Below are 24,392 nucleotides of genomic sequence, written 5' to 3'. Positions count from 1 at the left end.
GGAGCTTCCGATGCGCACCGGTGAAAAGATCCGCTTTGCAAGAACCTTGCGGCGCGAGATGACCGCTGCCGAGCGTTTGCTTTGGTACCGACTACGTGATCGGCGTCTGTTGGGATTCAAGTTCCGCAGGCAGTGTCCGGTCGGCCCGTATGTCGCCGATTTCGCCTGTCTGGAACGCGCGTTGATCGTAGAACTTGACGGCAGCCAACATCTGGATGCGCCCTCCGATGCCGCGCGCGAGGCCTTCCTGCACCGAAAAGGCTTCCAGTTGCTGCGCTTCTGGAATAATGAAGTGCTGGTGCGCACCGACGCTGTCTGCGACGCGATTGCGCAACGGCTGTGCGTTGCCCGCTTCTCTCTTCCTCCTTCCGGCGTTCGGTAGGAATCTGCAAAAGGCTGCCGATATGTCCCAGACCCTCCGCATCGCCATGGCCCAGTTCGACTTCCCGGTCGGCGGCGTGACGCAGAATACCGATCGCATCATCGAGTACATCGCAGCGGCGCGCGACGAGTTCGAGGCCGACATCGTGCTGTTTCCCGAATTGGCGATCAGCGGGTATCCGCCGGAAGACTTGCTATTACGGCCGGGATTCCTCGCTCATTGCGAACAGGCGTTGGCACGGATTGCGGCGGCCACGCGCGGCATCGTGGCGGTGGTCGGCTGGCCGCAAAGCGCCGGCAGCGTGGTCTACAACGCCGCCAGCGTGTTGCGCGACGGGCGGATCGAAGCCACCTACCGCAAGCGCGAACTGCCCAACTATGCGGTGTTCGACGAGCGTCGGTATTTCGACGTGGACCCGGATGGCGAGAACTGCGTGGTCACGGTCAAGGGCGTGCAGGTGGGCGTGGTGATCTGCGAAGACCTCTGGTTCGCCGAGCCGTTGGCCAACACGGTGCGGGCAGGCGCGGAGTTGGTGTTGGTGCCCAATGCCTCGCCGTACGAGCGTGGCAAGCATGCGCAACGCGATGCCTTGCTGGCCGAACGCACCCGCGAGAGCGGGGCAGCGATTGCCTATCTCAACGTCGTGGGCGGGCAGGATGCACTGGTGTTCGATGGCGCCTCGGTGGTTGCCGATGGCGACGGCACCGTGCATCCCGCCGCGGCAGCGTTCGTGGACCAGTGGCTGGTGGTGGACTACGCGGCCGGCGAGCGCAGCTTCACGCCGGTGGTATGGGTGGATGACGGCGACGAGAGCATGGACGCGCTGGCCTGGCGCGCGGTGGTGCGCGGGCTGCAGGACTATTGCCGCAAGAATGGCTTCAGCAAGGTCTGGCTGGGCCTGTCCGGCGGCATCGATTCGGCACTGGTGTTGGCGATGGCGGTGGATGCGCTGGGCGGCGACAACGTGACCGCCGTGCGGCTGCCGTCGCGCTATACCGCCAATCTGTCCAACGACCTGGCCGACGAGCAATGCCGCGCGCTGGGCGTGAAGCTGGAGACCATCGCGATCGAGCCGGCGTTCGAAGGCCTGCTCGGCGCGCTGGGGTCGATGTTCAAAGGTACCCAGCCGGACATCACCGAAGAAAACCTGCAGTCGCGCAGCCGTGGCGTGATCCTGATGGCGCTGTCGAACAAGTTCGGCGGGCTGGTGCTGACCACCGGCAACAAGAGCGAATACGCAGTGGGCTACGCCACCATCTATGGCGATATGTGCGGTGGCTATGCGCCGCTCAAGGACCTGTACAAGACGGAGGTGTTCGGCCTGGCGAAATGGCGCAACACCGTCGGCGGCGCACCGGTGATTCCGCCGGCGGTGATCGCGCGCCCGCCGTCGGCTGAGTTGCGCGACAACCAGACCGACCAGGATTCGCTGCCGCCGTACGATGTGCTCGACGGCATCCTGTATCGCTACGTCGATCAGGAGCAGTCGCGCGACGACATCGTTGCGGCCGGCTACGCGGCCGATACCGTCGAGCATGTGCTGCGCCTGGTGCGGCTCAATGAGTGGAAGCGCCATCAGTCCGCGCCCGGGCCCAAAGTGTCGCGGCGTGCATTCGGTCGCGAACGGCGCTATCCGATCACCAACGGGTATCGCGGGCAGTAATTCGAACAGCGAATCCGGTCACTCGGCTGACGCAGTGGTTGCCGCTGCGCTGGCTGGCGGCTGGGCGAACCGCGTGAGCAGATCCAGGGGCGGTTTTGGTCGGGCCAGGTCGTACATCAGGCCAAAGTGGCCTTCAGGCCCCTGGATGGTGGCCTGGTCCAGTAATTCGTAGACATTCACCTCGGCCACCACGTCGGCATAGTTGTCACGCACATTGCGCAACAGCTGCGCCAGGCTGTCGTAACAGCCACGGTCACCTGCGCTGCCGCCAGTGGTGCTGCCTGTATAGATCTCCGCACAGTTCAGCTCGTTGAAGAACACCGGGGTGTTGTAGGTGCGCGCGGCAGTGCGCAGCTGGCCCAGATACAAGTCCGTCCAGTAACCGGCATCCTGGTAGAACGCGTAGTAGTGTAAGCTGATGTGGTCGAAGTTGAAGCCGGCCGCTTTGGCCTTTGCCAAAAACCACAGGGAGCCGTTGCGATCGCCCGGGCAACGCGCGTTGGCGCTGCGATCGTCGCTATTGCAGGCGGTGATGTTGATGGTGAAGCGCAGGCCGGCGCCCAGTTCGTCGGATGCCTGGCGCATGCCCAGGTACATCGTGGTCATTGCGGCGATGCGGGTGTCGGCTTCGGCGCGGACCAGATCCTGTTCGTTGCCGATTTCCCAGACCTTGATGTCTGTGGCATAGCGGCGTGCCAGCTGGTAGCCGATCTCGCGCGACATCGGGTAGACCATCGGGCGCAGGGTGATGCCGTACTTGCGCGCCAAGGGGACGAGCGCATCCAGCGTGGCGTAGTCGCGCGGATCGATATCGAACCGGTAGCTGCGCAGGTTGCGTGCTGCCAGCAATTTGAAGCGTGCCTCGGCCTGGGTCAGGGCGTAGCCGGGGCGGCTGTCGTGGGCGTTGACGCCGTAGACGATGGGGGCTGCGGTGGCGCTGGCGGTCACGGCCGTCAGCCAGAGCATGAGCAGCAAAGCGATGAGGGCACGAGACATGCGGCTTCCTTGGCTGGCGCTCGCAGGCAGTCGGAACTGGTTCGGGATGAGTATAGACAGCAGGCCCGAGGCATGAGGTGACCTGGGGCCGGTTCCAGGCAGATGCCGGCTCCGGCAAGGTTCCAGGATGCGCGCACAGGCTCCGGCAATGCGTTTGCGCGCAGGGCAAGCGACTGCACGCCGCAGGTGCGTTAGCGGCGGCAATCGCCGCCGTGTCGTCGTCGGTGTTGCACGTGCGGTGCTGCCGTCAGCATCGCCGCAACAAAAAAGAGGCCTTTCGGCCTCTTTTCGGTCATGCGCTGCGCCTGATATCTCAGTCGCGATTCATCTGCGAATTGCTTTGCCCGGTCGCGGCGGATTTTTCGCCGGCAAACGGGTTGAGCTTGCGGATGGCCCACGGGTATTTCGGCCAGTTGCCGGTCAGCCACGGGTGCTGCGGGTCGTTGAGCTCCAGCACGCGGCGTGCGTCGGCTGCCAAGGTCTTGTTGCCCAGGTGCGTGTAGGCCTCGGCCAGCACTGCGACCGCGTCGTACTGGAAGGCGCTCTGCGGATAGGTTTCGAGCAGGTAGTTGGCACGACCGGCGGCCGACACCCAGGCATCGCGGCGCAGGTAGTACAGCGCGTTGTCCAATTCATGCTGGGCGAAGATGTCGCGCAACTCGATCATGCGCTTGCGTGCGTCGGCGGCGTAACGGCTGTTGGGGTAGCGATCGGTGACGGTATTGAAATCGTTGTAGGCCTGCTGCGGCGAAGACAGGTCGCGGCGGCTCGGGTCCAGCGACCACACGCGGCGCAGGAACACCGTGTCGCGGTTGCTGTTGGCCAGCCCGCGCAGGTAGTACAGATACGAGATGTTGCGGTGGGTCGGGTAGGTACGGATGAAGCGGTCGACGCTGGAGACGGCGTCGTCGTGCTTGCCGGCCTTGTACTGGGCGTAGGCGGTTTCGATCATCGCCTGCTCGGTGTACGGGCCATACGGGTACTGGGCGATCAGGCGCTTGTAGCTGGCTTCGGCGCCGGCCCAGTTGCCTTTCTCCATCAGGTTATGACCCTTGCCGTAGAGCTGCTCGACCGGCATGCCCTCGTCGGGATTCTTGTCCTTGGCGCCGCGGTGGCAGCCGGTGACGACGAACGCCATGACCAGCATGAGGGCAATCAGGCGCGCAGGCGCGGAAAACGTGGACCGTCGGATCATGGGTCTGGGCAGGACGCATCAGGAAAACGAAAGCGCGATGATAGCCTAGTGGCCTGTCCGGCGACTGACTCCCGCCGCCCGGACCCCCAAATTCCCGCTTTTGCCCGAGTGCCCGTGTCCATGTCCGACCCATCTGCCGAACCCCTCGACCCGTCCATCCGCCAGGCGATCGTGCCCGACAACGCCGCCGGACGCCGTTTCGACGCAGTGCTGGCCGAGCTGTTCCCGGAATTTTCGCGCTCGCGGCTGTCGGAATGGATCAAGTCCGGCGATGCGCTGCTGGACGGCGAAATGGCGCGCCCGCGCGATACCTTGCGCGGTGGCGAGAGCGTGCAGGTGCAGGTGGTGCTGGAAACCCAGACCCACGCTGCGCCGCAGGACATCCCGCTGAGCGTGCTGTACGAAGACGAGCAGGTGCTGGTGATCGACAAGCCGGCCGGCCTGGTGGTGCATCCGGGCGCCGGTAATCCGGACCGGACCCTGGTCAATGCGCTGCTGTTCCGCGACCCGGCGCTGGCCTCGGTGCCGCGCGCCGGGGTGGTGCATCGCCTGGACAAGGACACCAGCGGCGTGATGGTGGTAGCGCGCACCGTGCAGGCGCAGACCGCGCTGGTGGAGCAGCTGTCCGCGCGCGAGGTGCATCGCCAGTATCTGGCCGTGGTGGTGGGCGCGCTGGTCTCCGGCGGCACCGCCAATGCCCCGATCGATCGCCACCCGCGCGACCGCCTGAAGATGGCGGTACGCGACGATGGCCGCGATGCGGTCACGCATTACCGCCTGCGCGAGCGCTTCCGTGCGCACACCGCGCTGGAATGTCGGCTCGAAACCGGGCGTACCCATCAGATCCGCGTGCACATGGCGCACCTGAAATCGCCAATCGTCGGCGACCCGCTGTACGGCGGCGCGCTCAAGCTGCCCAAGGGCGCCACCGATGAGCTGGTGCACGAATTGCGCACCTTCAAGCGCCAGGCGCTGCACGCTGAAACCCTGGAATTCCTGCATCCGGTCAGCGGCGAGCCGGTCCGGGCCAGCGCGCCGGTGCCGGCCGATCTGCAGCGCCTGATGACTGTGCTGCGCGAAGACAGCGCACGCGCCGCCGAGCTGGCACGCCGCTGAGATGTCCATGGCTGCGGCCTTCATCCTGCCAGCCGACTGGCCGGCGCCGCCGCGCATCCGTGCGCTGACCACGCTGCGTCACTGTCTGGGCGGCTCGCTGCCGCCGTTCGACACGCTCAACCTCGGTAACCGCAACAGCGCCGAAGGCGATGTGCCCGAGCAGGTGGAGCGCAACCGAGCGCTGCTGGCCGCGACCCTGCAGCTGCCGAGCACGCCGCATTGGCTGCGGCAGGTCCATGGCGTGGACGTGGTGCGGCTGGATGCACCACCCGCTGCGCCCGATTCCGCCGAGCGCGCGGCGGATCAGCGACCAGGCGCGCACGAACCGGTCGCCGATGCTGCAGTGACGTCGGCGCCTGGCGTGGTACTGGCAATCCTCACGGCCGATTGCCTGCCGGTCGTGTTCGCCGCCGTCGATGGCAGCGAAGTTGCTGCTGCGCATGCCGGCTGGCGCGGGCTGGCTGACGGCGTGCTGGAGCGCAGCATGGCCGCAATGCGGACGCCACCGCAGCGACTGGTGGCCTGGCTGGGGCCGGCCGCGGGACCGCAGGTGTATGAAATCGGCGAGGACGTGTTCGACGCCTTCGTTGCGCACGATGCACAGGCGCAACGCGCGTTTGTCGCCACGCGCCCGGGGCACTGGCGGGTGGATCTGTATGCGCTGGCACGCCAGCGGCTGCAGCAGGCCGGCGTGCCGGCCGATGCGGTGCATGGCGGCGGGTTGTGCACCATTTCCGAGCCGCAACGCTTCTTCTCGCACCGTCGCGATCGCCGCAGCGGACGCATGGCCACACTGGCCTGGATTGTCCCCTGAACACGCCCCTGTTCGCCCAAGTGCTGGGGCAGGACGCGTTCGCGCAACTGCCTGCGCCAGTGCGCGCGCTGCACTCGGTGCGGCAGCGGCAGCGCTTTGCCGGACGCGCACAGATTCAGCGCGGTGGACATGCGCTGGTGCCGTTGCTGGCGCTGCTGAGCCGTCTGCCGCGTAGCGGCGAGGTGGCGGTGGAAGTGGACTTTCTGGCCGACACGCACGGCGAGCGCTGGCATCGGCGCTTTGACGGCATGCCGATGCATTCGCGGCTATGGCGCCATGGCGACAGCTTGGGCGAACACCTGGGTGCGGTGCGCTTTGAATTTTCGCTGCAGGCCGATGCGCAATCGTTGTATTGGCAGGCTACCGGCGTGTGGGCGTTCGGGATGATGCGGTTGCCTGCACGCTGGTTCCGGCAGGTGCGCTGCCGCGAGCATGCCGACGACGGCCGTTACGGGTTTCTGGTGGACGTGCAGTTGCCGCTGGTAGGACCGTTCATTCGTTACGAGGGCTGGCTTGAACCGCGCTGATCCATCGCCTGCTGCGCCGCCTGTGGGGCGCGCCACCATCGTCTTCGACGGCGTGTGCCTGCTCTGCAATGGCTGGGTCAAATTCCTGCTGCGCCACGATCGGCGTGGGCGCTATCGCTTTGCTGCCATGCAGGGGCAAGCCGGGCGCGCACTGTTGCAGCAGCACGGTCTGGACCCAGACGACCCCCTGTCGTTTCTACTGGTGGACGCCACCGGTGCCTGGACCGACAGCGACGCGATCGTGCGCGTGCTTGCGGGATTGGGCGGACTCTGGCGGCTGAGTGGGGTGCTGCGCCTGGTCCCACGTCGCGTGCGCGATCTCGGCTACCGGCTGATCGCACGCAATCGTTACCGCTGGTTCGGCCGCAGCGATCACTGCCTGCTGCCCACGCCCGAGCAGCACGCGCGGTTTCTGGACTGACGCAGTGCGCCCGGCATCGGGGCGCTGGCCTGAGGTGCGCTGCATCGCATCGCATTGCGATGCAACGCAACGCAACGCGAACCTACGCAGGAACGGGGCGATGCTGCGCCTCGCTCGGCTGGCCTCAGCAGCGCAGCTGTTGATGGATGGCATTTCTGCCCAAACCCGGTCGCGCCCGGGTGCGCTCCTACGAATCGCCAAGCATGCCGGGCTTATGCCGCGTTGTGGAAGCTGGCGCGCGCGAGGTTGGAGGTGCTCGGGCGGGTGTCGGATTGCAGGCGGAAGATCGAGACCGCATCGGCCAGTTCCACCGCCTGTTCTTCCAAGCTGCGCGCGGCGGCGGTGGCTTCTTCCACCAGCGCGGCGTTGCGTTGGGTGACCTCGTCCAACTGCGCGACCGTGCGGTTGACCTGCTCGATGCCACTGGACTGCTCGGCGCTGGGCGAGGTGATCTCGCTCATGATGTCGGTGACGTGTTTGACCGAGCCGACGATCTCGCGCATGGTCGCGCCGGCGCGGTGCACCAAGCCCGAACCCAGCTCCACCTTGTCGGTGGAATCGGCGATCAGCGTCTTGATTTCCTTGGCCGCATCGGCCGAGCGCCGCGCCAGGGCACGCACTTCCGAGGCGACCACCGCAAAACCGCGGCCCTGTTCGCCGGCACGTGCGGCTTCCACTGCGGCATTGAGTGCCAGGATGTTGGTCTGGAACGCGATGCCGTCGATCACCCCGATGATCTCGCCGATCTTGCGCGAGGCGGTGCTGATCTGGCCCATGGTGGCGACCACCTCGTCCATCACCTGGCCGCCGCTCTGCGCCACGTCGCCGGTGCCGACGACCAGGCGATTGGCCTGCAGCGCGCTCTCGGCGTTTTGCTTCACGGTGGAGGTGAGTTCTTCCATCGAGCTGGCGGTTTCTTCCAGATTGGCCGCCTGTTGCTCGGTGCGCTCGGAAAGATCCATGTTGCCGGCGGCGATTTCCACCGCGGCCTGGCGGATGGTGTCCGATGCGGTCTGGATGCCGCCGATGATCTCGGTCAGGCGGGTGACGGTCTGGTTGGTGTCGTCGCGCAAGCGCGCGAAGATACCGTGCGCATCGCCATCCACACGCTGGGTGAGGTCGCCTTCGGCCAGCGCGCCGATCACGCGCGCCAGTGCGGCCAGATGGGTTTCCACCGAGTCGTAGATGCGGTTGATGCCTTGCGCCAGGCTCAGCAGCACACCGTCCATGCCGTCGATCTGCATGCGACGGCTGAAATCGCCAGCGGAGGCGGCGTCGATGATCTGGATCAGTCCCTGCTCGGCATTGACCTGCGCGGTGACGTCCATCCACTGCGCGATGGTGCCGAGCTTGGTGCCGTCGGCGGCGATGATCGGGCTGTACACGAAGTCGATCTGGCGGCCGAAGAACGGCGCACGCACGGCCTTGGAGGCATTCAACGCGCGCATGCGGTCGATCGCGGCCTGGCTGTCGGGATAGATGTCGCCGATGCTGCCGCCGACGAAGCCTTCGGCATGGAAGCTGGGGCGGAAGCTCTGTACATCCGGCTCGATCAGCTTGAGCATGGCGAGCAGTTTGCGGTTGGCAAACAGCACCTGGCCATCGTCGTCGGCGATGCGGATCATGGTGTCCAGATCGTCCAGCGCCTTGATCACGAACTGGCCATGGCGCAGGCCTTGCTCCATCACGTCGATGCGGATGGCGAGCTTGTCCTTGGCATCCTGCAACGCATGCAGCAACGGCGCGAGGTCGCCGGAGGCGTTGCGCAGGTCCAGACGCTGGGTGCGTCCTTCGCCGATCGCCACCGCCGCGCGCATTGCCTGCTGCAACTGGCCGTCGTGACGCCGGCGCGACCACCACCAGAGCCCGGCGCTTGCCGCGCCCAACACCAGCAGGGCGGGCAGCACGCGTCCGAGCCCGCTCAGGAAGCCGCCGGGTACCAGCGTGGCGGCATAGCAGGCCAGCAACGCCAGCAGCGCGATATGTGCAGCGGCGGGCAGCCATGCGGTCCAGGTAGCGCGCGCAACGTGCCGACCGGCAGGCGGTTGGGCAACGGGGGCGGCATCGTGTGCAAGCGACATAGGCTGAGTCCAGCTGGGTGATCTGAGAAGGGGGAGCGGTATCGGCAGTCCATGGCCCGCAATGGGGGTATCGGCGGCTGAGTCCGAATCATGATGATGTGAAGGCGCCGTTCGTCAGAATGTGGAAACCAAGTCTCGAAATGGCGGGATGTCATTGATATGGAAGCGATTTCAGTTCGTCAGGGTATGTGCGTCGGGTGCGATCAAATGCGCCCGCGCGTCAATTTGATTGTAAATTCCGCGTGAAAAATCTCTATGCGGGTCGAATGCCCTGCAATGTCGGCGAACTGCGATTTAGGGTGGCCAAACCCCTCCGGAAATGGTGCGGGTTGGCTTGTCGACCTGCGCGGGCTCTGGATTGGCACCCACACAGGCCTTTGGCTGCTGCATGGGGGCGCCGGCCTCGGAGGTTGGCGTGTATCCGGACGTCCGCGACGCAGGTTTGACAGCCAACGCACGTCGGTCGCGCGTCTTGCGCTGGGCGGACATCCCCGACTTGGACCCCATGAGTCTTGGCCGCACCGGGATGCGCGCGCACAAAAAAACCGGCCGTCTCGCGACGACCGGTTTGATTGATGCGTCCGTCGGCCCCGGGCCGACGGCAGGTTGCCTATGCGCCAGCACGCAGCCAGGCGGGTGAGGCGCAGCGGCCGATGCAGTGCAGACTGCATGCGCTGATGCGCCTCAGCGCACTGCCTGGCCGCGCGGTGCGTGGAGCGCGGCCGTCACTTGGCAGGCGCGGCCTGCGCATCGTCCGGCAGGGCCCAGGCAATGACGCTGTCGCCCGACTTGGTTTCCATGCGGTCGTGTCCACCGACGGCAGCCACGATGTACTGCTTGCCGTTGATGGTGTAGCTCATCGGCGCTGCCTGCGGGCCGGCGGGGACGCGGGTCTCCCAGACCTGCTTGCCGGTGCGGCTGTCGAAACCGCGCATGAAGTCGTCCAGGGTCGCGCCGATGAAGGTCACCCCGCCAGCGGTGGCCAGCGAGCCGCTGTTGTTGGGCGTGCCGATCTCGAATTTGGTCTTGGACGGGATACCCATCGGCCCCTGGTCGTAACCGGTGCCCAACGGACGGCGCCAGATCACCTGCTGCGTGCGCAGGTCGACACCGGCGATGTAGCCCCACGGCGGTGCCACGCACGGGGTGTTGAGCGGCGACATCCACGGCTCCTTGCGTGCGCCGTAGGCCAGGCCCTTCTGCGCCATGTAGCCGGGCGTCTTGCTCTTGCCGTCGAACACTGAGACCACGCCCAGCTCGTCCATCTTCTGGCGGGTATACACCTGCAGGGTGTAGGGCAGGCGATTGCTGTTCATCACCATGATGCCGCGCTGCAGGTCCACCGAAACGCCACCCCAGTTGATGCCGCCGTGGTTGCCGGTGAAAGCCAGCGACCCCTGCAGTGTGGGTGGGGTGAACATGCCTTCGTAGCGCAGCTGCTTGAACTGGATACGGCACACCAACTGGTCGAACGGGGTCATGCCCCAGGCATCGGATTCGATGATTTTTTCGAACTCGCGGCTCGGCGCGCCCACGGTGTTGGGCATGCCCGGCGAGATCGGCTGCGTGGCAGCGGTCCAGTCACCGTGGTCGGTTCCCTGCGGTACCGGGATCTGCTTGACCGGCATGATCGGCTCGCCGGTGGCGCGGTCCAGCACGAACACCTGGCCGGACTTGGTCGCCTGGATCACCGCAGCACGCGTGCCGCCGCCAGCGACCGGCCAATCGACCAGGTTCGGCTGCGGGCCGATGTCGTAATCCCACAGGTCGTGATTGACGGTACGGAAATGCCAACGCTCCTTGCCGGTGGCGGCATCCACCGCAACCAGCGAGGCGGTGTATTCCTCGTCCTGCGGGGTGCGGCCCTTGCCGAAGAAGTCGCCGGACGCATTGCCGGTGGGCAGATAGACCAGACCCAGCTCATCGTCGGCGGCCATCAGCGACCACACGTTCGGGGTGGAGCGGGTATAGGTCTGGCCGGCCGGCGGCTCGGCGGTGATCGCCGGGTTGCCCAGGTCCCAGGCCCAGCGCAGCTGGCCGGTGAGCGCATCGAAGCCACGCACCACGCCGGACGGCGCATCGCCTTCCTGACCATCGCGGACCTGGCCGGTCGGCTGGATCACCACGCCGCGCATCACCACCGGCGGCGAGGTCGGGCCGACGAAGCCCGGCTTGGTGTTGCCGGTGCCCGCATTCAGATCGACATAGCCGTTGTTGCCGAAGCTGGTGCACAGCTTGCCGGTCTGCGCGTCCAGCGCACCGAGGCGGCCATCGACCATCGGCCAGAAGATCCGGGTCGGGCACTCGGCGGTGCCTTCGGGTGCCTGGTAATACGACACGCCACGGCAGGTGGTGGCAGCCACACCCGCCATCGCCTTCGGGTTGGTCTGCGGATCGAAGCGCCAGCGCTCCTTGCCGTTGGCTGCTTCCACCGCGATCACCTTCTGGGTGGGGGTGCAGATGTAGAGCAGGTCGCCGACCTTGAGCGGGGTGTTCTGGAAGGCGTAGCCCAGCTTGGAATCCTTGGGCTTGAGATCGCCGGTGTGGAATTCCCAGGCCACCTTGAGGTTCTTCACGTTGTCCGGGGTGATCTGCGCGCCGGGGGTGTAGTGGTTGGACAGGTTGGAGCCGGCATAGGAGGTCCAGTTGCTGGCGTCGTGGTTGGCCGCGACGTTGCCGTCGGGGCTGGGCACGGTGCCGCGGCTGAAGGCCGTTGCGTTGTCGGCCGGCAGCGTGGAGGCATTGGCCAGCTCGACATTGCGCGGCATCAGCAGCGGCCACAGGATCAGCGCCGCCCCCAGGATCGGCAGCACGCCAGTCACCAGCGCATAGCCCGGCCCGGATAGTGGCTGCATGCGACGACGCGCCACACCCCAGAACGGCAGCAGCACCAGGCCGAGCACCGACATCATGGCCAGGCGCGGCACCAAGCCCCAGCCATCCAGGCCCACTTCCCACAGCGCCCAGGCGATGGTGCCGGCCAGCGTGGCGCCAAACAGCCACAGCCCGGCGCGCTTGCCCAGCGCGAGCAGGACGCCCGCCAGGAACAGGGCAATACCCGCGATCAGGTAATACCAGGAGCCGCCCACGGCCACCAGGCGGCTGCCCTGATAGGCGAGCACCGCGCCGAGCACGGCGATCACCACGGCATAGGCCACCAGCAACCAGGTGCCTAGCCCACGTTTTGAGGATTGATCAGTCATTTTGAGATGTCAGGAAGGACTCAGGCACCAGCGAGCGGTGGCGAGTCGTGGAGGGAGAGCGATCGCAGGCGCCAACACGCGGCCCAGGATCTAGATACGAACGTCGAACGCTATGAACGCGCAGCCCCTCCCAGGGTCCTCAGCGCTAATCATGCAAATATTTTAGACCCCCGAACGCCCTTTGTCCGTGACGGAATAGGAACCAGCGTTCCAACCTGCACGTTTGGCACCGGTAACATGCGGATCTTGAACGCCTCGCGAAGTGCGTGCGGTACTTGCACAGCCGTCGGCGACATGCGCTGCTGCTGAGCGCGACTACGATTGAAGAGCCGGATGCAGGGGCGCACGTGGCGTTGCGTGTGACTGCCGCGTCGATCGCAGCTGCAGACTGTCGACGTGCGAGGTATTCACCCCTTGCGCGTCGGGGCAGCTTGGCCAGACGCCGCAGCCGCTCAATATGGCTGCGTCACGCATTGGCCAAACGCCGCAGCTGCTCAATATGGCTGCGTCACGCAGCGCGTCTCTGGAAAATCAGAACTTCAGTCTGATTGCGGCCGCACCCACGTCCGCATTTCGGGCACCGTCTCCTTTATCGAGGAGAACAATGGCTGGTGGGAAAAGGTTTGCCCTACACCTCAGACAGCGCTTGCAGATAGCGCTGGCGCCAGTGGTTGATATTGTTCTTGCGCAGGTGGTCCATCATTGCGTGCCAGCGTTCGATGCGGCTTGCCAGCGGCATGCTTGCTGCTGTGGCGATCGCGTCGGCCACGCCATCCAGATCGTGCGGGTTGACCAGCAGCGCTTCCTTCATTTCATCGGCTGCACCTGCAAACAGCGACAACACCAGCACGCCCGGATCTGCCGGGTCCTGCGCAGCCACGAATTCCTTGGCAACCAGGTTCATGCCATCGCGCAGTGGCGTGACCAGGCATACCGACGCCGCGCGATAGAAGCCCGTCAGCGTGGCATGGCTGAAGTTCTGGTTGACGTAGCGCAGCGGCGTCCAGTCCGGCTCCGCATGTCCGCCATTGATGTGGCCGGCGATCTGTTCGAGCTGGCTGCGCAATTGACGGTATTCGGTGACATCGCCGCGCGAGACCGGCGCGATCTGCAGATAGGTCAGGCTGCCGGATTGATCCGGGTACCGCTCCAGGTAGCGCTCGAAACCCTGAAAGCGCTCCGGCAAGCCCTTGGAATAATCCAGGCGGTCCACACCGATGGCCAACTGACGGCCACGCAGGCTTTCGCGCAGATCGCGTACCGCCTGCTTGCCGGCAGACGCCTTGGCCTGGTGGGCAATCAGGTCGGTATCGATCCCGATCGGGAACGAAGAAGCGGTGAAGCGGCGCCCACCCGGGCCTTCCACCAGATCGCCTTCCAGAATGCGGCCGCCGCCGAACAGGCGTACATAGGCCTTGAAACGTTCGGCATCGCGCTGGGTCTGGAAGCCGACCAGGTCGTATGCGTAGAAGGTACTGAACAGGCGCGCGTGATCGGGCATGGCCTGCACCAGATCGGCCGATGGCATCGGTACGTGCAGGAAGAAGCCCATCTTGCAGCCCACGCCCAGCTCGCGCAGCATCGCGCCGAGCGGGATCATGTGGTAATCGTGGATCCACAGCGTGTCGCTGTCTTTCAGCAGTGGCGCGAGTTTTTCGGCAAATAGCCGATTGACGCGCAGATAGCCTTCGCGGGTGGCACGATCGTAATCGACCAGATCCAGGCGGAAGTGCAACAAGGGCCACAGCGTGCGGTTGGCGAAGCCGTTGTAGTACGAATCGATGTCGCGCTTGTTGAGGTCCATGGTGACGAAGGTGATGTCGCCTTCGGTCTGCTCGTGCATGCCACCGCTGTCGCCGCGCACGGTCTTGCCGCTCCAGCCAAACCACATGCCACCGCGCTCCTTGAGCGCTGCCAACAAGCCAACCGCCAGGCCGCCGGCGCGGTTTTCGCCAGGCACTGCAACACGGTTGGATACCACCACCAAACGACTCATGACGCCTCCTGCCAGCTCCGCGACAAGCGCATCGCTGCGATGATCAAGCCAACATGCGAATAGGTCTGAGGGAAGTTGCCCCAGGCTTCGCCGTCCTCGAACGATAGATCTTCCGACAGCAAGCCAAGGTGATTGCGGCGCGAAAGGATGCGCTCGAACAATTCACGCGCCTCGTCTTTGCGCCCGATCGCGGCCAGTGCGTCGATGTACCAGAAGGTGCAGATGGTGAAGCTGGTTTCCGGCTCACCGAAGTCATCCGGTGCGATGTAGCGGTATAGCGCATCGCCGTGCTTGAGCACGCGGCCGACCGCCTCGACCGTGCGCACGAAGCGAGTGTCGTCATTGGCCACGATCCCGATATCGGCCAGCAGCAACAGCGAGGCATCGAGCCGATGGCCGCCGAGGGTATCGGTGAAATGGCCGCGTTCCTCGTTCCAGGCCTCGTTCAATACGCGCTCGCGGATGCTGTCGGCACGTTCGCGCCAGTAGGTGCTGCGCTCGGGCAGCGCCAGCCGGTCGGCAATCTTGGACAGGCGATCGCATGCCGCCCAGCACATCGCGGCGGTGTAGGTATGCACTTCGGCGCGGCCGCGAAATTCCCACAGGCCGGCGTCGGGCACGTTATGCAATGCATAGGCGCGCTCGCCCAGCGGTTCAAGCCGGCGGAAGGTGTCCGCATCGCCTTGATCCTTCAGGCGCAGGTCGAAGAACAGCTGGGTGGACGCCAGCACCACGCTGCCATAGACATCGTGCTGCTGCTGGATCCATGCCAGGTTGCCGCGCCGCACCGGACCCATGCCGCGGTAACCGGCCATGGTGTCAACTTCGTGTTCTTCCAGCTGCGATTCGAAGCCGATGCCGTACAGCGGCTGCATGGTGCCGTCGGTGGTGGCGATATTGAAGATGTAGCCGATGAACTGCTCCATCGTGCGGGTTGCGCCAAGCCGGTTGAGCGCGCGCACTACGAAGGCGGCATCGCGCAGCCAGCAATAGCGGTAATCCCAGTTGCGCGGCGTATTGGGCGCTTCCGGAATCGAAGTGGTCATTGCCGCGATGATCGCGCCGCTGTCTTCGTACTGGCACAACTTGAGCGTGATCGCGCTGCGAATCACCGCTTCCTGCCAGTCCAGCGGAATGGACAGGTAACGCACCCATTCGCGCCAATATTCTTCGGTGCGTTCCTGCGCTTCCTGCACGTAACCGGTGAGCGAGCGGGTCAGCGATTCGTCCACGCCCAGCACCAGGCTCACCGGATGGCTGAGCACGAACGGCAGGCCGTCACGTACGAAGCGCACCGGCACATCGGTGGTCAGGCGCAGGGTGAATTCCGGCAACACCCAACGGATGTGATTGCTGCCCCAGGTGGTGTCCGGCGTGCGGCCGCCCCAATCGGCCAGCGGGCGGGCGCGCACGATGATGCGTGGGTTGCCGCTCAGCGGACGGATCTGGCGAATGATGCTGACAGGCCGATAGAAGCGCCCGTTATTGCGCCAGCGCGGCGCAAAATCGATGACTTCCACCTCGCCGCCCTTGCTGTCGCGCAACACTGTGCGCAGCACGGCGGTATTGGGCAGGTAGTGCTGCTCGCTGCTGGCGAAATCTTCCAGTTCCACGGCGAAGTCGCCGCCTTCGGTCTTGGGCGAGAGCAGCGTGCAAAAGGCCGGGTCGCCGTCGAATGCCGGCAGGCAGCTCCACACCACACGTGCCTGCCGATCGACCAGTGCCCCGAAACTGCAGTTGCCGATGACGCCCAGATCCAGGTTTGGCTCGGTCATGGAGTGCAAACGATCCTGTTGAAGTGAAGGAGAGAAGGTGCGCTGTGCTCAGCGATTGCGTGCATTGCGCTGCAGCCACGCGTGGACGTCGGCGGTGCCATCGACGCGAAAGCGCGCGCTGGTCTGGGCGCGATTGCCCACCAGCACGCTCCAGCCGCCGAGCCGGTTGGCGGCGTCGAAGCCGAATTCGTCGGTGAGGTCGTCGCCGACGAACACCGGCGTGCGGCCGGCGAAGGTGCCGTGCTGCATCAGCTGTTCGACCGCCAGGCCCTTGTTGCTGCCCTCGGGAACGAATTCCACCACGTGGTCGCCGGGCTGCAGGCGATAGCCGGAAAGCCGTGCGATTTCCTGCTGCGCGAAGGCGAGCACCTCGGGGCCGGCCTGCGGCCGGGCGCGCCAATGCAGCGCCACGCTGGCGCCCTTGTCTTCGACCAGCACGCCCGGGTGTTGGTGGGTCAGCGCCGCGGCGCGTTGATGCAGGCCGTGCAGCCACTCGGAGCTGTCTTGCGGCATTGCCGCGCGTGCCGCCAGATCGCTGCGCAGTTCATGCCCGTGCAGACCGGCGGCCGGCAGCAGCAAGGGGGCGAACAGAGCATCCAGCTGGGCAAGTGGCCGGCCGCTGACCAGCGCAACGGCGCCCTTGAGGCGCTTGCTCAGCAGGCCGATGGCCTCGCGCACTTCGGGCAATAGCTGCACCGCCTCGGGGCGGTCGGCAAAGTCGATGAGGGTGCCGTCCACGTCCAGGAACAATGCACATGCATCGTCCAGCAATGGCGGCGACGGTAGGGGGGGATGCGCGTCTGCCATCAGGTCAGTGTGCGCAAAGCGGTGTGAGATTCAGGTTATGGAACGGCGGGGATTGGGGAGTCGGGATTGGGGATTCGTGCAAAGCAGGGCGCGCCAATCCCGATCGCGAACCGCCTTTGATGGCGTTCGCCATGGCCCTGCCAGTCAGTTCCGCTACCGTCTTGGGCACCGGGTATGCATGGCAGGGCCACGCCTGCCAATCTCGAATCTCCAATGCCAACGATTGCCGATTGCCTGGACGGTGTCGTAGTGGAGGCAAGGCCAATCTGGATTAGGGATTAGGGATTCGCAGCAATGCTGCTCATGCCAATCCCGAATCCCGATTCCCGCATCAGAAGCTGTACCGCACCCGCCCATACCAGTACGCGCCGTTGCTGCCGATCGGCGAGAGCACGTCGTAAGGGAGGTTGCCGAAGTAGGCGATGTCGTCGATGGAACGGTCCGAGTAGTTGTCCAGGATGTTCTGCCCGCCGATGGCCAGCGTCCATTGCGTGCCCAGGTGATATTCGGCTTCCAGGTCCAGTTGCCACTCGGCGCCGTAAGTCTGGCGCGGTACGAAGTCGCCGCCGAAATCGAACACGCGGGTGGCGCTGCCGTAGCGGTTGACGCGCGTCTGCAGGTTCCAGCGCTCGTTGCTCCAGTTCGCGGCAAGCGAGGCGCGGGTGCGCGGTGCGGCGTCGGTAAGCGTATTGCTTTCTTCCACGCCGAACAGCACGTACTCCGGGTTCAGTGCGAGCAGCTGGGCCGGGGTGGCGATGATGTTTTCCAACTCGGTCTTGGCGTAGCTGTAGGTGCCGGTCAGCAGCAGGTCGCCGCCAAAGGCGTACTGACGCCAGTTGGCGACCAGCTCGGCGCCGCGGGTGCGGGTGTCGGCGGCATTGAGGAAATAGCTGGCGCTCTGCACGCCGGTAACGCCGTAGTTCTGCTGCACGAAGCTGGTCAGCGCATCGCCGGTGATGTCTTCGGACAGCGCAATGCGGTCGTCGATATCGATCTGGAAAAAGTCCAGCGACACGTCGAAGTGATCGCCCAGCTTGCTGGTGAAGCCCAGGCTGTAATTGACCGACTTTTCCGGCTTCAGATCGGTGGCGCCCAGGCCGCGCGCGATGGGGTTGTTGACCGACAACAGGCGCCCCTGGGTCAAGCGGCCGGCGGCGTCGTAACCGGTGGAGGTGGCTTCATACCCGATCTGGCTGAGCGAAGGCGCGCGCACGTTGTTGGAGATGGCACCACGCAGCGCAAAGGCCGGTGCGAACGCGTAGCGTGCGGCCAGCTTGCCGGTCCATTGGCTGCCGAAATCCTGGTAATGCTCGTAGCGGCCGGCCAGGTCGGTGGAGAACTTGTCGCCGAACTGGCTGGAGACGTTGGCGTAGGCGCTGGCCACGTTGCGCGACAGGTCGGCTTCGTCCTGCGGGGTGAGCCCGCCGCCGGCCTGCGAGCCGGTGGGACGATCGGTGAACGGGCCGGCCGCGTAGCTGGCGGGGTCGCCGGCGTGGGTGCGGTATTGCTCGCGGCGGAACTCGGCGCCGGTGCCGAAGGTATGGGTGGCGCCGGCGGCGTCGAACACGCGGGTCAGGTCGAGGTTGCCCACGGTCTGCGCGAAGGCGAAATCGCCGGTCTTGAAGCGTGTGGGACTGCCGGGCCCCAGCGATGCATTGAGCGAGTTGCGTAGCCGGTAGGTGAAGTCGTTGCGGCCGTAGTTGACGCTGGCGTCGTAATCCCAGTTGCCCCACTGCCCGCGCGCACCGGCCACGAGTTGCAGGTCGCGATTCTCGCCTTCGGAAATCGGGCGGTAGCCGTTGGGGTAGATCTCGCGCCAGTTGGCGCTGCTGTCCGGGTAACGGAAGTAATTGGCGCCTTCGGTATCGCGCTGGTTGTAGGTGCCGAAGGCGTAAAACTCGCCGCTGGCGCTGAACGGAACCTTGGTGTTGAGCCAGGCATTGAGGCCCTTGGTGGCGCCATCGCCGAGCACGTAATTGCGCTGGCCCCGCAGCGCCAGGTTGGCCGGGGTCTGTTCTTCGAACGAGGGAATCTGGTCGAAGCCGGCGCGGTTGGTTGCCTCGCGGTTTTTCAGTTCCAGGCCGACCTTGAAGAAGCCGCCGTCGTCGCCCAGCAGCGAGCCGACCTTGGCGCTGGCGTAGCTGGTCTGGCCGTCGGTGACACGACGGTCGATCGGCTTCACATCGGTGTTGTAGGCGCCGAAGTTGGCTTCCAGTTCGCCGCGCTCGGGGTTGTCGTCCAGGATCACGTTGATGACCCCGGCAATCGCATCCGAGCCGTATTGCGCCCCGGCCCCGTCGCGCAGCACTTCGATGCGCTTGATCGCGTTGATCGGGATCGAATTGAAATCCACCGGCGTGGTGCCCTTGCCGATCTTGCTGTCGGTGTTGACCAGCGCAGAGGTGTGGCGGCGTTTGCCGTTGACCAGCACCAGCACCTGGTCGGGTGAGAGCCCGCGCAGCTGCGCGGCGCGGATATGGTCGGCGCCGCCGGAGTTGGACTGACGCGGGAAGTTGAACGAGGGCAGCAGCGCCTGCAGTGCGCTGCCCAGCTCGCCGTTGACCACGCCGGCCTTGCGGATGTCTTCGGCGGTGAGCACGTCCACCGGCACGGTCGATTCCAGTACGGTGCGGTCGCTGGCACGGGTGCCGGTGACGATCACGGTGTCCAGGGTGGTGGCGCCGGCATCGGCCTGCTGGGCTTGCGCGTTGGCGCTGAGCACGGCGGCGATGGCCAGGCCAATCACCGAAAGGGTGGGGCGGGTCATGCTGTTCTCTCTCCTGCAACTGCAACGCGCCGCGCGGTCGGCATCCGGCCGGGCTGGGCGCAAAGAGGGCGGATTGTCCACATTCATCCGGATGGAAAGATATTATCGCGTTGTTCAGGCCGGCGCGAGATGGCACAGTCCGTGCGCGCCGGCATGAGCTGATATCAGCCTTGCATGAGCCTGCCCCAAATCCTGTCCCCCGATCTGTTGTGGAGAAGTCGATGAAGTTGCTGCCGTCTTGCCTGCTTGCCGCCATGTTGGCGCTGACCGCATGCGCCACCACGCCCGGCACCGCGCCGACCGCGACCACTGCCAGCCTGCAGGGCGATGCAGCGCGGCCGGCGGCGGCACGGGGTTGGGTGCGCAGCGAGCTGTATTTCGGCGTCGGCGAGGAATCCGGCCCGGCCGACCGCCCGCAGACCCGCACCATCGACGAAACCCAATGGCGCGCGTTTCTGGACAAGGAAGTGACTCCGCGCTTCCCCGATGGTCTGACCGTGTTCGACGCCTACGGCCAATGGTTGTTCCGCGGCGCCAAGGAGCCGAACCGGCTGGGGACCAAGGTGCTGGTGATCCTGCACGAAGACACCCCGCAACGGCGCAGCGACATCGAGGCGATCCGGCTGGCCTGGAAGCAGGCCACCAGACACCAGTCGGTGCTGTGGTCGCGGCAGCCGGTCGAGGTCTCGTTCTGAGTCGGTGGCCTGGCTTGCGCACTGACAGGTCCGTACAGGTGCCGGCCACCACGCTCGCCGGCGTTGGTGGTCGTATGCCGCGCGTCCTCCGGCGCGGGCGGGTATCGCATGCGTCGTCGGGGAGCGCGTATCTGCGCACCGTTTCTGGCCAGCTGCGCATGCGCCTTGGCGCGTTGCAGTTGCCGTCCATGCGCACCGCGTGCGCACTGTTGGTTGCGATGGCAGGCGGGCTGGCGTTCGGCGCTGCGGCAGACGACACAAGTCTTCGTTTAACGCTAGATGCGCACACCCATGCGACCGCCACCTTGGTCGGCCAGCGCCTGCATGTGGTGCTGTCTCCCGGCGATGCCGAACAATGGTTCGACGCGAATGTGGACGATGGCGAGGGCGGCGCGCAGCTGCGCAGCGACGACTACAACTTCGATGGGCGCCCGGATCTTGCGGTGTCGGCAATGCTGGGTCAGGTCAACGAGGCGGTGTGGGTCTTTGTGTTCGATCCTGCAAAGCGCCGCTTTCATGCGCTCGCTGCACCGACGCGGCCGACGGTGCAGTGCGAAGGATTCTTCAATCTGGTTGCGGATCAACAGCAACGCAGCCTGACCAGTTCCTGCCGCAGTGGGCCGATGTGGTACGCGGATGTCTACCGCTACGACGCTGGCGGGCGGTTGTACGTCTGGCGGACGCAGCAGCGGATCGAGTCGCCGCAGATCCAGACCTTGCTGGATTCGGGAAGCGAGGATGGCATGCCGTTATCGGTGTGGCCGATGTACGACCCGCGCGGCACCAAGGTGGCAAGCGAAATCGGCACCACGCTCGAAGAACCCATGCCGGTGCAACTGCACGTACAGGTGGCGCGTTTGCCGCTGTACGCCACGCCGACGGCCACTGCCAGCAAGCGCTATCTGGTGCGCGGCGATCAGGCCGATGCGCTGGACGTCAGCGCCGATGGTAGGCGGCTGCAGGTGCGTTATCGCAGTGCCGGCCGCAGCGACAGCCTGGGCTGGATCGATGTGGATGCAGCGATGCAGTAGCGGGCGATGGCGCCGGGCTGCCTGCTCACGGACAGCCCGATGGCCTCTGGCCACGACACGCTCTGATCCACCGCGCCGCTGTCGCCCTTGCAATGCAGCGGCTACCATCGGCCGACCCCCCACGCTTGTTTGGTTCTCATGTCGGCTCCCTCTTCGCGTCCTGCGGCTGATCCGCGCTGGTTCGTCGCTGGCGATCTCAATGGTTTCTTCGGCCTGGTGGTCGACAACCTGTCCATCCTCGGCTTCATCGCGATGGCCTTGGTCGGCATCTTCCAGTTCCCGGCCGAGGTGGTGTTCGCGCGCATGTTCCCCGGCACCGCGTTCGGCGTCTTGGTGGGGAATCTCCTCTACACCTTGATGGCGCGGCGGCTGGCCGCGCGCACCGGGCGCGACGACGTCACCGCCATGCCGCTGGGCCTGGACGCGCCCACCAGCATCGGCATGGCGCTGCTGGTGCTCGGCCCGGCATTTGCCGGTTTCAAGGCGCAGGGGCTGGACCCGCAGGCCGCCGCGATCGCCACCTGGAAACTCGGCATGGCTGCATTGGTGGTGATGGGCCTGCTCAAGCTGGTGCTGTCGTTCGCAGGCGAAGCGGTGACGCGCGCGCTGCCGCGTGCGGCCTTGCTCGGTTCCATCGCCGGTATCGCGCTGGTGCTGATGGGCTTGTTGCCGCTGCTGGAAACGCTACGTTCGCCGGTGGCCGGCTTCGTCACCCTGGGCCTGCTGCTGTACGTGCTGCTCGCCAAGGGCCGCCTCCCGACCAAATTGCCCGGCGTGCTGGTGGCGTTCGTGATCGGCACCGCGTTGTATTACGGGCTTGGCCTGGCGGGATTGGGTGCCCCCGGCTTCGCCTTGCCGGCGTGGAATCCGCCGCAGATCGTGCTGCCGCTGCCGACGCTGGGCTTTATCGACGGCCTGCCGGCCACGGTGGCTTACCTGCCGTTGCTGTTGCCGTTCGGCTTGTTGATGGTGGTGGGCGGCATCAACGTCAGCGAGAGCGCGCGTGCGGCCGGCGATGATTACCGCACCCGCGACATCCTGCTGGTGGAAGCCCTGGCCACGCTGGTGGCCGGCGTGTGCGGCGGCGTCGCGCAGACCACGCCCTACATCGGCCAGCCCGCGTACAAGCACATGGGCGCGCGCTCCGGTTATACGCTGCTGACCGGGGTCTTCGTCGGGATCGGTGGCATGCTCGGGGTGATCAGCGGCTTGGTGCAATGGCTGCCGCTGGCCGTGCTGGCGCCAATTATCGTGTACGTCTCGATCGACATCACCACCCAGGCATTCCAGGCCACGCCCAAACAGCACGCCGGCGCGATGGTGCTGGGCTTTTTGCCCTCGGTGGCGTACCTGTTGACCATCAAGGCGCCGGGCTGGATTGCGCCGGATCAGCTGGTCGCGCTGACCAGCAAGGTCGATGGCCACGGCCTGCCGGAGCTGGCAGTGATCTTCGCGCTGGGCAATGGCTTCATCATCACCGCGATGCTGTGGATCGCCACGGTGGCGGCGATGATCGATGGCCGCTTACGACGCGGCGCGGTCTTCCTGCTGGTGGCTGCCGGGCTGACCCTGTTCGGCCTGATCCACTCGGTGGACCCGCGCGGCGGCATCTATCTGCCGTGGTCGCTGCAAGGCCTGGCGCGGGTGATCAGCTGGCAGTTCGTCGGTGCCTATGTGACCCTGGCGGCGACGCTGCTGTTGCTGTCGCTGCTGCCAGCGCGCAAGGAGGCGTTGCAGTGATTGATCGGATGCCGGTTGTGCGGTGCATTGTGGGCGGTGCGTTAGTGCTGAGTGCTGGCGCCGCATGGTCGGCGTCGTTCGACTGCAAACAGGCGGGGACGCCGGTGGAAAAGCGGCTGTGCGCCGTGCCTGCGCTCGGTCAATTGGACGATCAACTGGATGAGGCGTATCGCGGCGTGCTGGACACCGCGCCGCGTGCCTCGCTCACCGCAGTACGCGATCAGCAACGCGCTTGGTTGCGCCAGCGCAATGCCTGCGCGCAGGACGCCAAGGTGGATGACTGCCTGCAACGCAGTTTGAAGGCCAGGGTCGATGCGCTGGGCAAGACACTCGACGCCCAGCAGCAAACGCTGGACCGCATCATCGCCAGCATCCCGAAAACGCCAGCGGACGCTGCGCGCCAGTTGCAGGGCTACGACGCGCCGCTGGCATCGGCATGGCTGGCGTATCTGCATCACTTCGTGCCTGCCGCAGGCGTGGATGCGGCGTTGGCGAACGCGCGTTTTGAAAGCGCACGCAAGGCATTACGCAAGACCGACGATTTCGCAGCGTCCTTGCTCGACGATGTGGATGGCGCGCCTGCCATGCAACAGCAACAGCGTGTGCTGACCCTGTTGCGCATGTGGATCGAGCGCGAGGATCGTTCCGAGCGGCCGTACGTGCATTGCTTCATTTTCGCTGCAGTGGGCGAGCCGGCCTATGACGCGTTCGGTCCGCTCTATGGCTCGACACGCGACAGTTTCGCGCCGATCTGCGAGCCGCCTGGTGGGCTGTTCGCGCGACCGAGCTGGAAACAGCTGGATGCCGGGTTCGCAGGGCTGATCGAAGCCTTGAGCAAGGACGCGGGCACCATTCGCTACGCCAGCTACGCGGAGTGGCAAATCATCGCGCTGCGCGCTGCCGTGTCGCCGGCCTTGTATCTGCAGCCGGAATTGCGCAAGCGCTACGGCAACGATCCGGATCAGGCGATTGCTGCGTGGTCCGGCGAGGACAGCGACTGGCCGGTAGCCGAGCGTAACGCCATGCGCACGCTGTTGCCCAAGGTGCGCGCAGAGACAGCCGCCTGGGTGGCAAGCGAAAAGCGCATGCCGGCCAGGCAAGCCGAACAGGTTGCCGCTGCCATTGTCGCGGCTTGGGTGAATGCGCGGTTGGATTTCGCGGGCTAAGGAAGGTCTGATCAACT

At 65.7% G+C, this 24,392-nt stretch carries 18 protein-coding genes; 10 read left to right on the top strand and 8 right to left on the bottom strand.

Annotation, left to right across the window (positions count from 1 at the left end; all coding sequences use genetic code 11):
- Positions 1-10: 10 nt before the first annotated feature.
- Together J7367_RS14330 and J7367_RS14325 are read left to right on the top strand one after the other, a co-directional pair.
- The gene (locus J7367_RS14330; RefSeq protein WP_057662468.1) at positions 11-382 is read left to right on the top strand and encodes an endonuclease domain-containing protein; all 372 of its coding nucleotides are present in this window, start codon (positions 11-13) and stop codon (positions 380-382) included.
- Positions 383-404: 22 nt separating this feature from the next.
- Positions 405-2,045, top strand: a complete 1,641-nt coding sequence (locus tag J7367_RS14325) for an NAD+ synthase (protein ID WP_057662465.1) — start codon at positions 405-407, stop codon at positions 2,043-2,045.
- A gap of 18 nt (positions 2,046-2,063) precedes the next feature.
- On the opposite strand, the gene J7367_RS14320 is transcribed toward J7367_RS14325, so the two are convergent.
- Together J7367_RS14320 and J7367_RS14315 are read right to left on the bottom strand one after the other, a co-directional pair.
- On the bottom strand, positions 2,064-3,041 hold the full coding sequence (locus tag J7367_RS14320) for a hypothetical protein (protein WP_057662461.1): 978 nt from the start codon (positions 3,039-3,041) through the stop codon (positions 2,064-2,066).
- Between the two features lie 313 nt (positions 3,042-3,354).
- Positions 3,355-4,236: an outer membrane protein assembly factor BamD gene (locus tag J7367_RS14315; RefSeq protein ID WP_005915798.1), complete on the bottom strand. Its 882-nt coding sequence runs from the start codon at positions 4,234-4,236 to the stop codon at positions 3,355-3,357.
- A 120-nt stretch (positions 4,237-4,356) separates the two neighbouring features.
- Between J7367_RS14315 and rluD the strand changes: the two genes are divergently transcribed.
- From rluD to J7367_RS14295, 4 genes are read left to right on the top strand one after another with little or no spacing between them, the layout of a single operon-like run.
- Complete coding sequence (gene rluD / locus J7367_RS14310; RefSeq protein ID WP_003488615.1) at positions 4,357-5,352, top strand: 23S rRNA pseudouridine(1911/1915/1917) synthase RluD; 996 nt, start codon at positions 4,357-4,359, stop codon at positions 5,350-5,352.
- Position 5,353: 1 nt separating this feature from the next.
- Positions 5,354-6,166: a peptidoglycan editing factor PgeF gene (gene pgeF / locus J7367_RS14305; RefSeq protein ID WP_057662458.1), complete on the top strand. Its 813-nt coding sequence runs from the start codon at positions 5,354-5,356 to the stop codon at positions 6,164-6,166.
- A gap of 20 nt (positions 6,167-6,186) precedes the next feature.
- The gene (locus J7367_RS14300) at positions 6,187-6,693 is read left to right on the top strand and encodes a DUF4166 domain-containing protein (RefSeq protein WP_057662455.1); all 507 of its coding nucleotides are present in this window, start codon (positions 6,187-6,189) and stop codon (positions 6,691-6,693) included.
- Entirely contained in the window at positions 6,680-7,114 is a 435-nt protein-coding gene (locus J7367_RS14295; protein ID WP_057662452.1) for a thiol-disulfide oxidoreductase DCC family protein, read from the top strand. The genes J7367_RS14300 and J7367_RS14295 overlap by 14 nt, the downstream gene beginning before the upstream one ends.
- Positions 7,115-7,326: 212 nt before the next feature.
- Here the strand turns inward: J7367_RS14295 and J7367_RS14290 are convergent, their stop codons facing one another.
- The 6 genes from J7367_RS14290 to J7367_RS14265 form a co-directional block, all read right to left on the bottom strand.
- On the bottom strand, positions 7,327-9,195 hold the full coding sequence (locus J7367_RS14290; RefSeq protein ID WP_057662448.1) for a methyl-accepting chemotaxis protein: 1,869 nt from the start codon (positions 9,193-9,195) through the stop codon (positions 7,327-7,329).
- A 725-nt stretch (positions 9,196-9,920) separates the two neighbouring features.
- Positions 9,921-12,359, bottom strand: a complete 2,439-nt coding sequence (locus tag J7367_RS14285; protein WP_176215047.1) for a glucose/quinate/shikimate family membrane-bound PQQ-dependent dehydrogenase — start codon at positions 12,357-12,359, stop codon at positions 9,921-9,923.
- Between the two features lie 667 nt (positions 12,360-13,026).
- Entirely contained in the window at positions 13,027-14,394 is a 1,368-nt protein-coding gene (gene otsA / locus J7367_RS14280; protein ID WP_039568127.1) for an alpha,alpha-trehalose-phosphate synthase (UDP-forming), read from the bottom strand.
- Positions 14,391-16,169, bottom strand: coding sequence for a glycoside hydrolase family 15 protein (locus J7367_RS14275; protein WP_057662441.1), 1,779 nt, complete (start codon positions 16,167-16,169; stop codon positions 14,391-14,393). Before J7367_RS14275 ends, otsA begins: the two co-directional genes overlap by 4 nt.
- A 48-nt stretch (positions 16,170-16,217) precedes the next feature.
- Positions 16,218-16,976 carry a trehalose-phosphatase gene (gene otsB, locus J7367_RS14270; protein WP_057662437.1) on the bottom strand — a complete coding sequence of 253 codons (759 nt, stop codon included), beginning with the start codon at positions 16,974-16,976 and terminating at the stop codon, positions 16,218-16,220.
- Positions 16,977-17,307: 331 nt separating this feature from the next.
- Positions 17,308-19,743, bottom strand: a complete 2,436-nt coding sequence (locus J7367_RS14265; protein WP_057662435.1) for a TonB-dependent receptor — start codon at positions 19,741-19,743, stop codon at positions 17,308-17,310.
- A 221-nt stretch (positions 19,744-19,964) separates the two neighbouring features.
- On the opposite strand from J7367_RS14265, the gene J7367_RS14260 reads away from it, so the two are divergent.
- From J7367_RS14260 to J7367_RS14245, 4 genes are all read left to right on the top strand, one after another.
- Positions 19,965-20,438, top strand: coding sequence for a DUF3574 domain-containing protein (locus tag J7367_RS14260; RefSeq protein WP_057662432.1), 474 nt, complete (start codon positions 19,965-19,967; stop codon positions 20,436-20,438).
- Positions 20,405-21,469 (top strand): FG-GAP repeat protein, encoded by a 1,065-nt coding sequence (locus J7367_RS14255; RefSeq protein ID WP_057662427.1) that lies wholly within the window; start codon positions 20,405-20,407, stop codon positions 21,467-21,469. Before J7367_RS14260 ends, J7367_RS14255 begins: the two co-directional genes overlap by 34 nt.
- A gap of 138 nt (positions 21,470-21,607) precedes the next feature.
- Entirely contained in the window at positions 21,608-23,209 is a 1,602-nt protein-coding gene (locus J7367_RS14250) for a hypothetical protein (protein ID WP_057662424.1), read from the top strand.
- Positions 23,209-24,375 carry a lysozyme inhibitor LprI family protein gene (locus J7367_RS14245; protein ID WP_057662508.1) on the top strand — a complete coding sequence of 389 codons (1,167 nt, stop codon included), beginning with the start codon at positions 23,209-23,211 and terminating at the stop codon, positions 24,373-24,375. Before J7367_RS14250 ends, J7367_RS14245 begins: the two co-directional genes overlap by 1 nt.
- Positions 24,376-24,392: the final 17 nt, after the last annotated feature.

The organism is Xanthomonas sp. D-36-1, from assembly GCF_017746155.1.
Taxonomy (GTDB): domain Bacteria; phylum Pseudomonadota; class Gammaproteobacteria; order Xanthomonadales; family Xanthomonadaceae; genus Xanthomonas; species Xanthomonas cissicola.
This window is presented reverse-complemented; position numbering and strand designations above follow the sequence as displayed.

Coding starts and splice junctions, on each gene's coding strand:
- J7367_RS14320 (WP_057662461.1), bottom strand. CDS start 3,041: ATGTCTCGTGCCCTCATCGCTTTGCTGCTCATGCTCTGGCTGACGGCC.
- otsA (WP_039568127.1), bottom strand. CDS start 14,394: ATGAGTCGTTTGGTGGTGGTATCCAACCGTGTTGCAGTGCCTGGCGAA.
- J7367_RS14265 (WP_057662435.1), bottom strand. CDS start 19,743: ATGACCCGCCCCACCCTTTCGGTGATTGGCCTGGCCATCGCCGCCGTG.
- J7367_RS14325 (WP_057662465.1), top strand. CDS start 405: ATGTCCCAGACCCTCCGCATCGCCATGGCCCAGTTCGACTTCCCGGTC.
- J7367_RS14330 (WP_057662468.1), top strand. CDS start 11: ATGCGCACCGGTGAAAAGATCCGCTTTGCAAGAACCTTGCGGCGCGAG.
- rluD (WP_003488615.1), top strand. CDS start 4,357: ATGTCCGACCCATCTGCCGAACCCCTCGACCCGTCCATCCGCCAGGCG.
- pgeF (WP_057662458.1), top strand. CDS start 5,354: ATGTCCATGGCTGCGGCCTTCATCCTGCCAGCCGACTGGCCGGCGCCG.
- J7367_RS14275 (WP_057662441.1), bottom strand. CDS start 16,169: ATGACCGAGCCAAACCTGGATCTGGGCGTCATCGGCAACTGCAGTTTC.
- J7367_RS14315 (WP_005915798.1), bottom strand. CDS start 4,236: ATGATCCGACGGTCCACGTTTTCCGCGCCTGCGCGCCTGATTGCCCTC.
- J7367_RS14250 (WP_057662424.1), top strand. CDS start 21,608: ATGTCGGCTCCCTCTTCGCGTCCTGCGGCTGATCCGCGCTGGTTCGTC.
- J7367_RS14260 (WP_057662432.1), top strand. CDS start 19,965: ATGAAGTTGCTGCCGTCTTGCCTGCTTGCCGCCATGTTGGCGCTGACC.
- otsB (WP_057662437.1), bottom strand. CDS start 16,976: ATGGCAGACGCGCATCCCCCCCTACCGTCGCCGCCATTGCTGGACGAT.
- J7367_RS14290 (WP_057662448.1), bottom strand. CDS start 9,195: ATGTCGCTTGCACACGATGCCGCCCCCGTTGCCCAACCGCCTGCCGGT.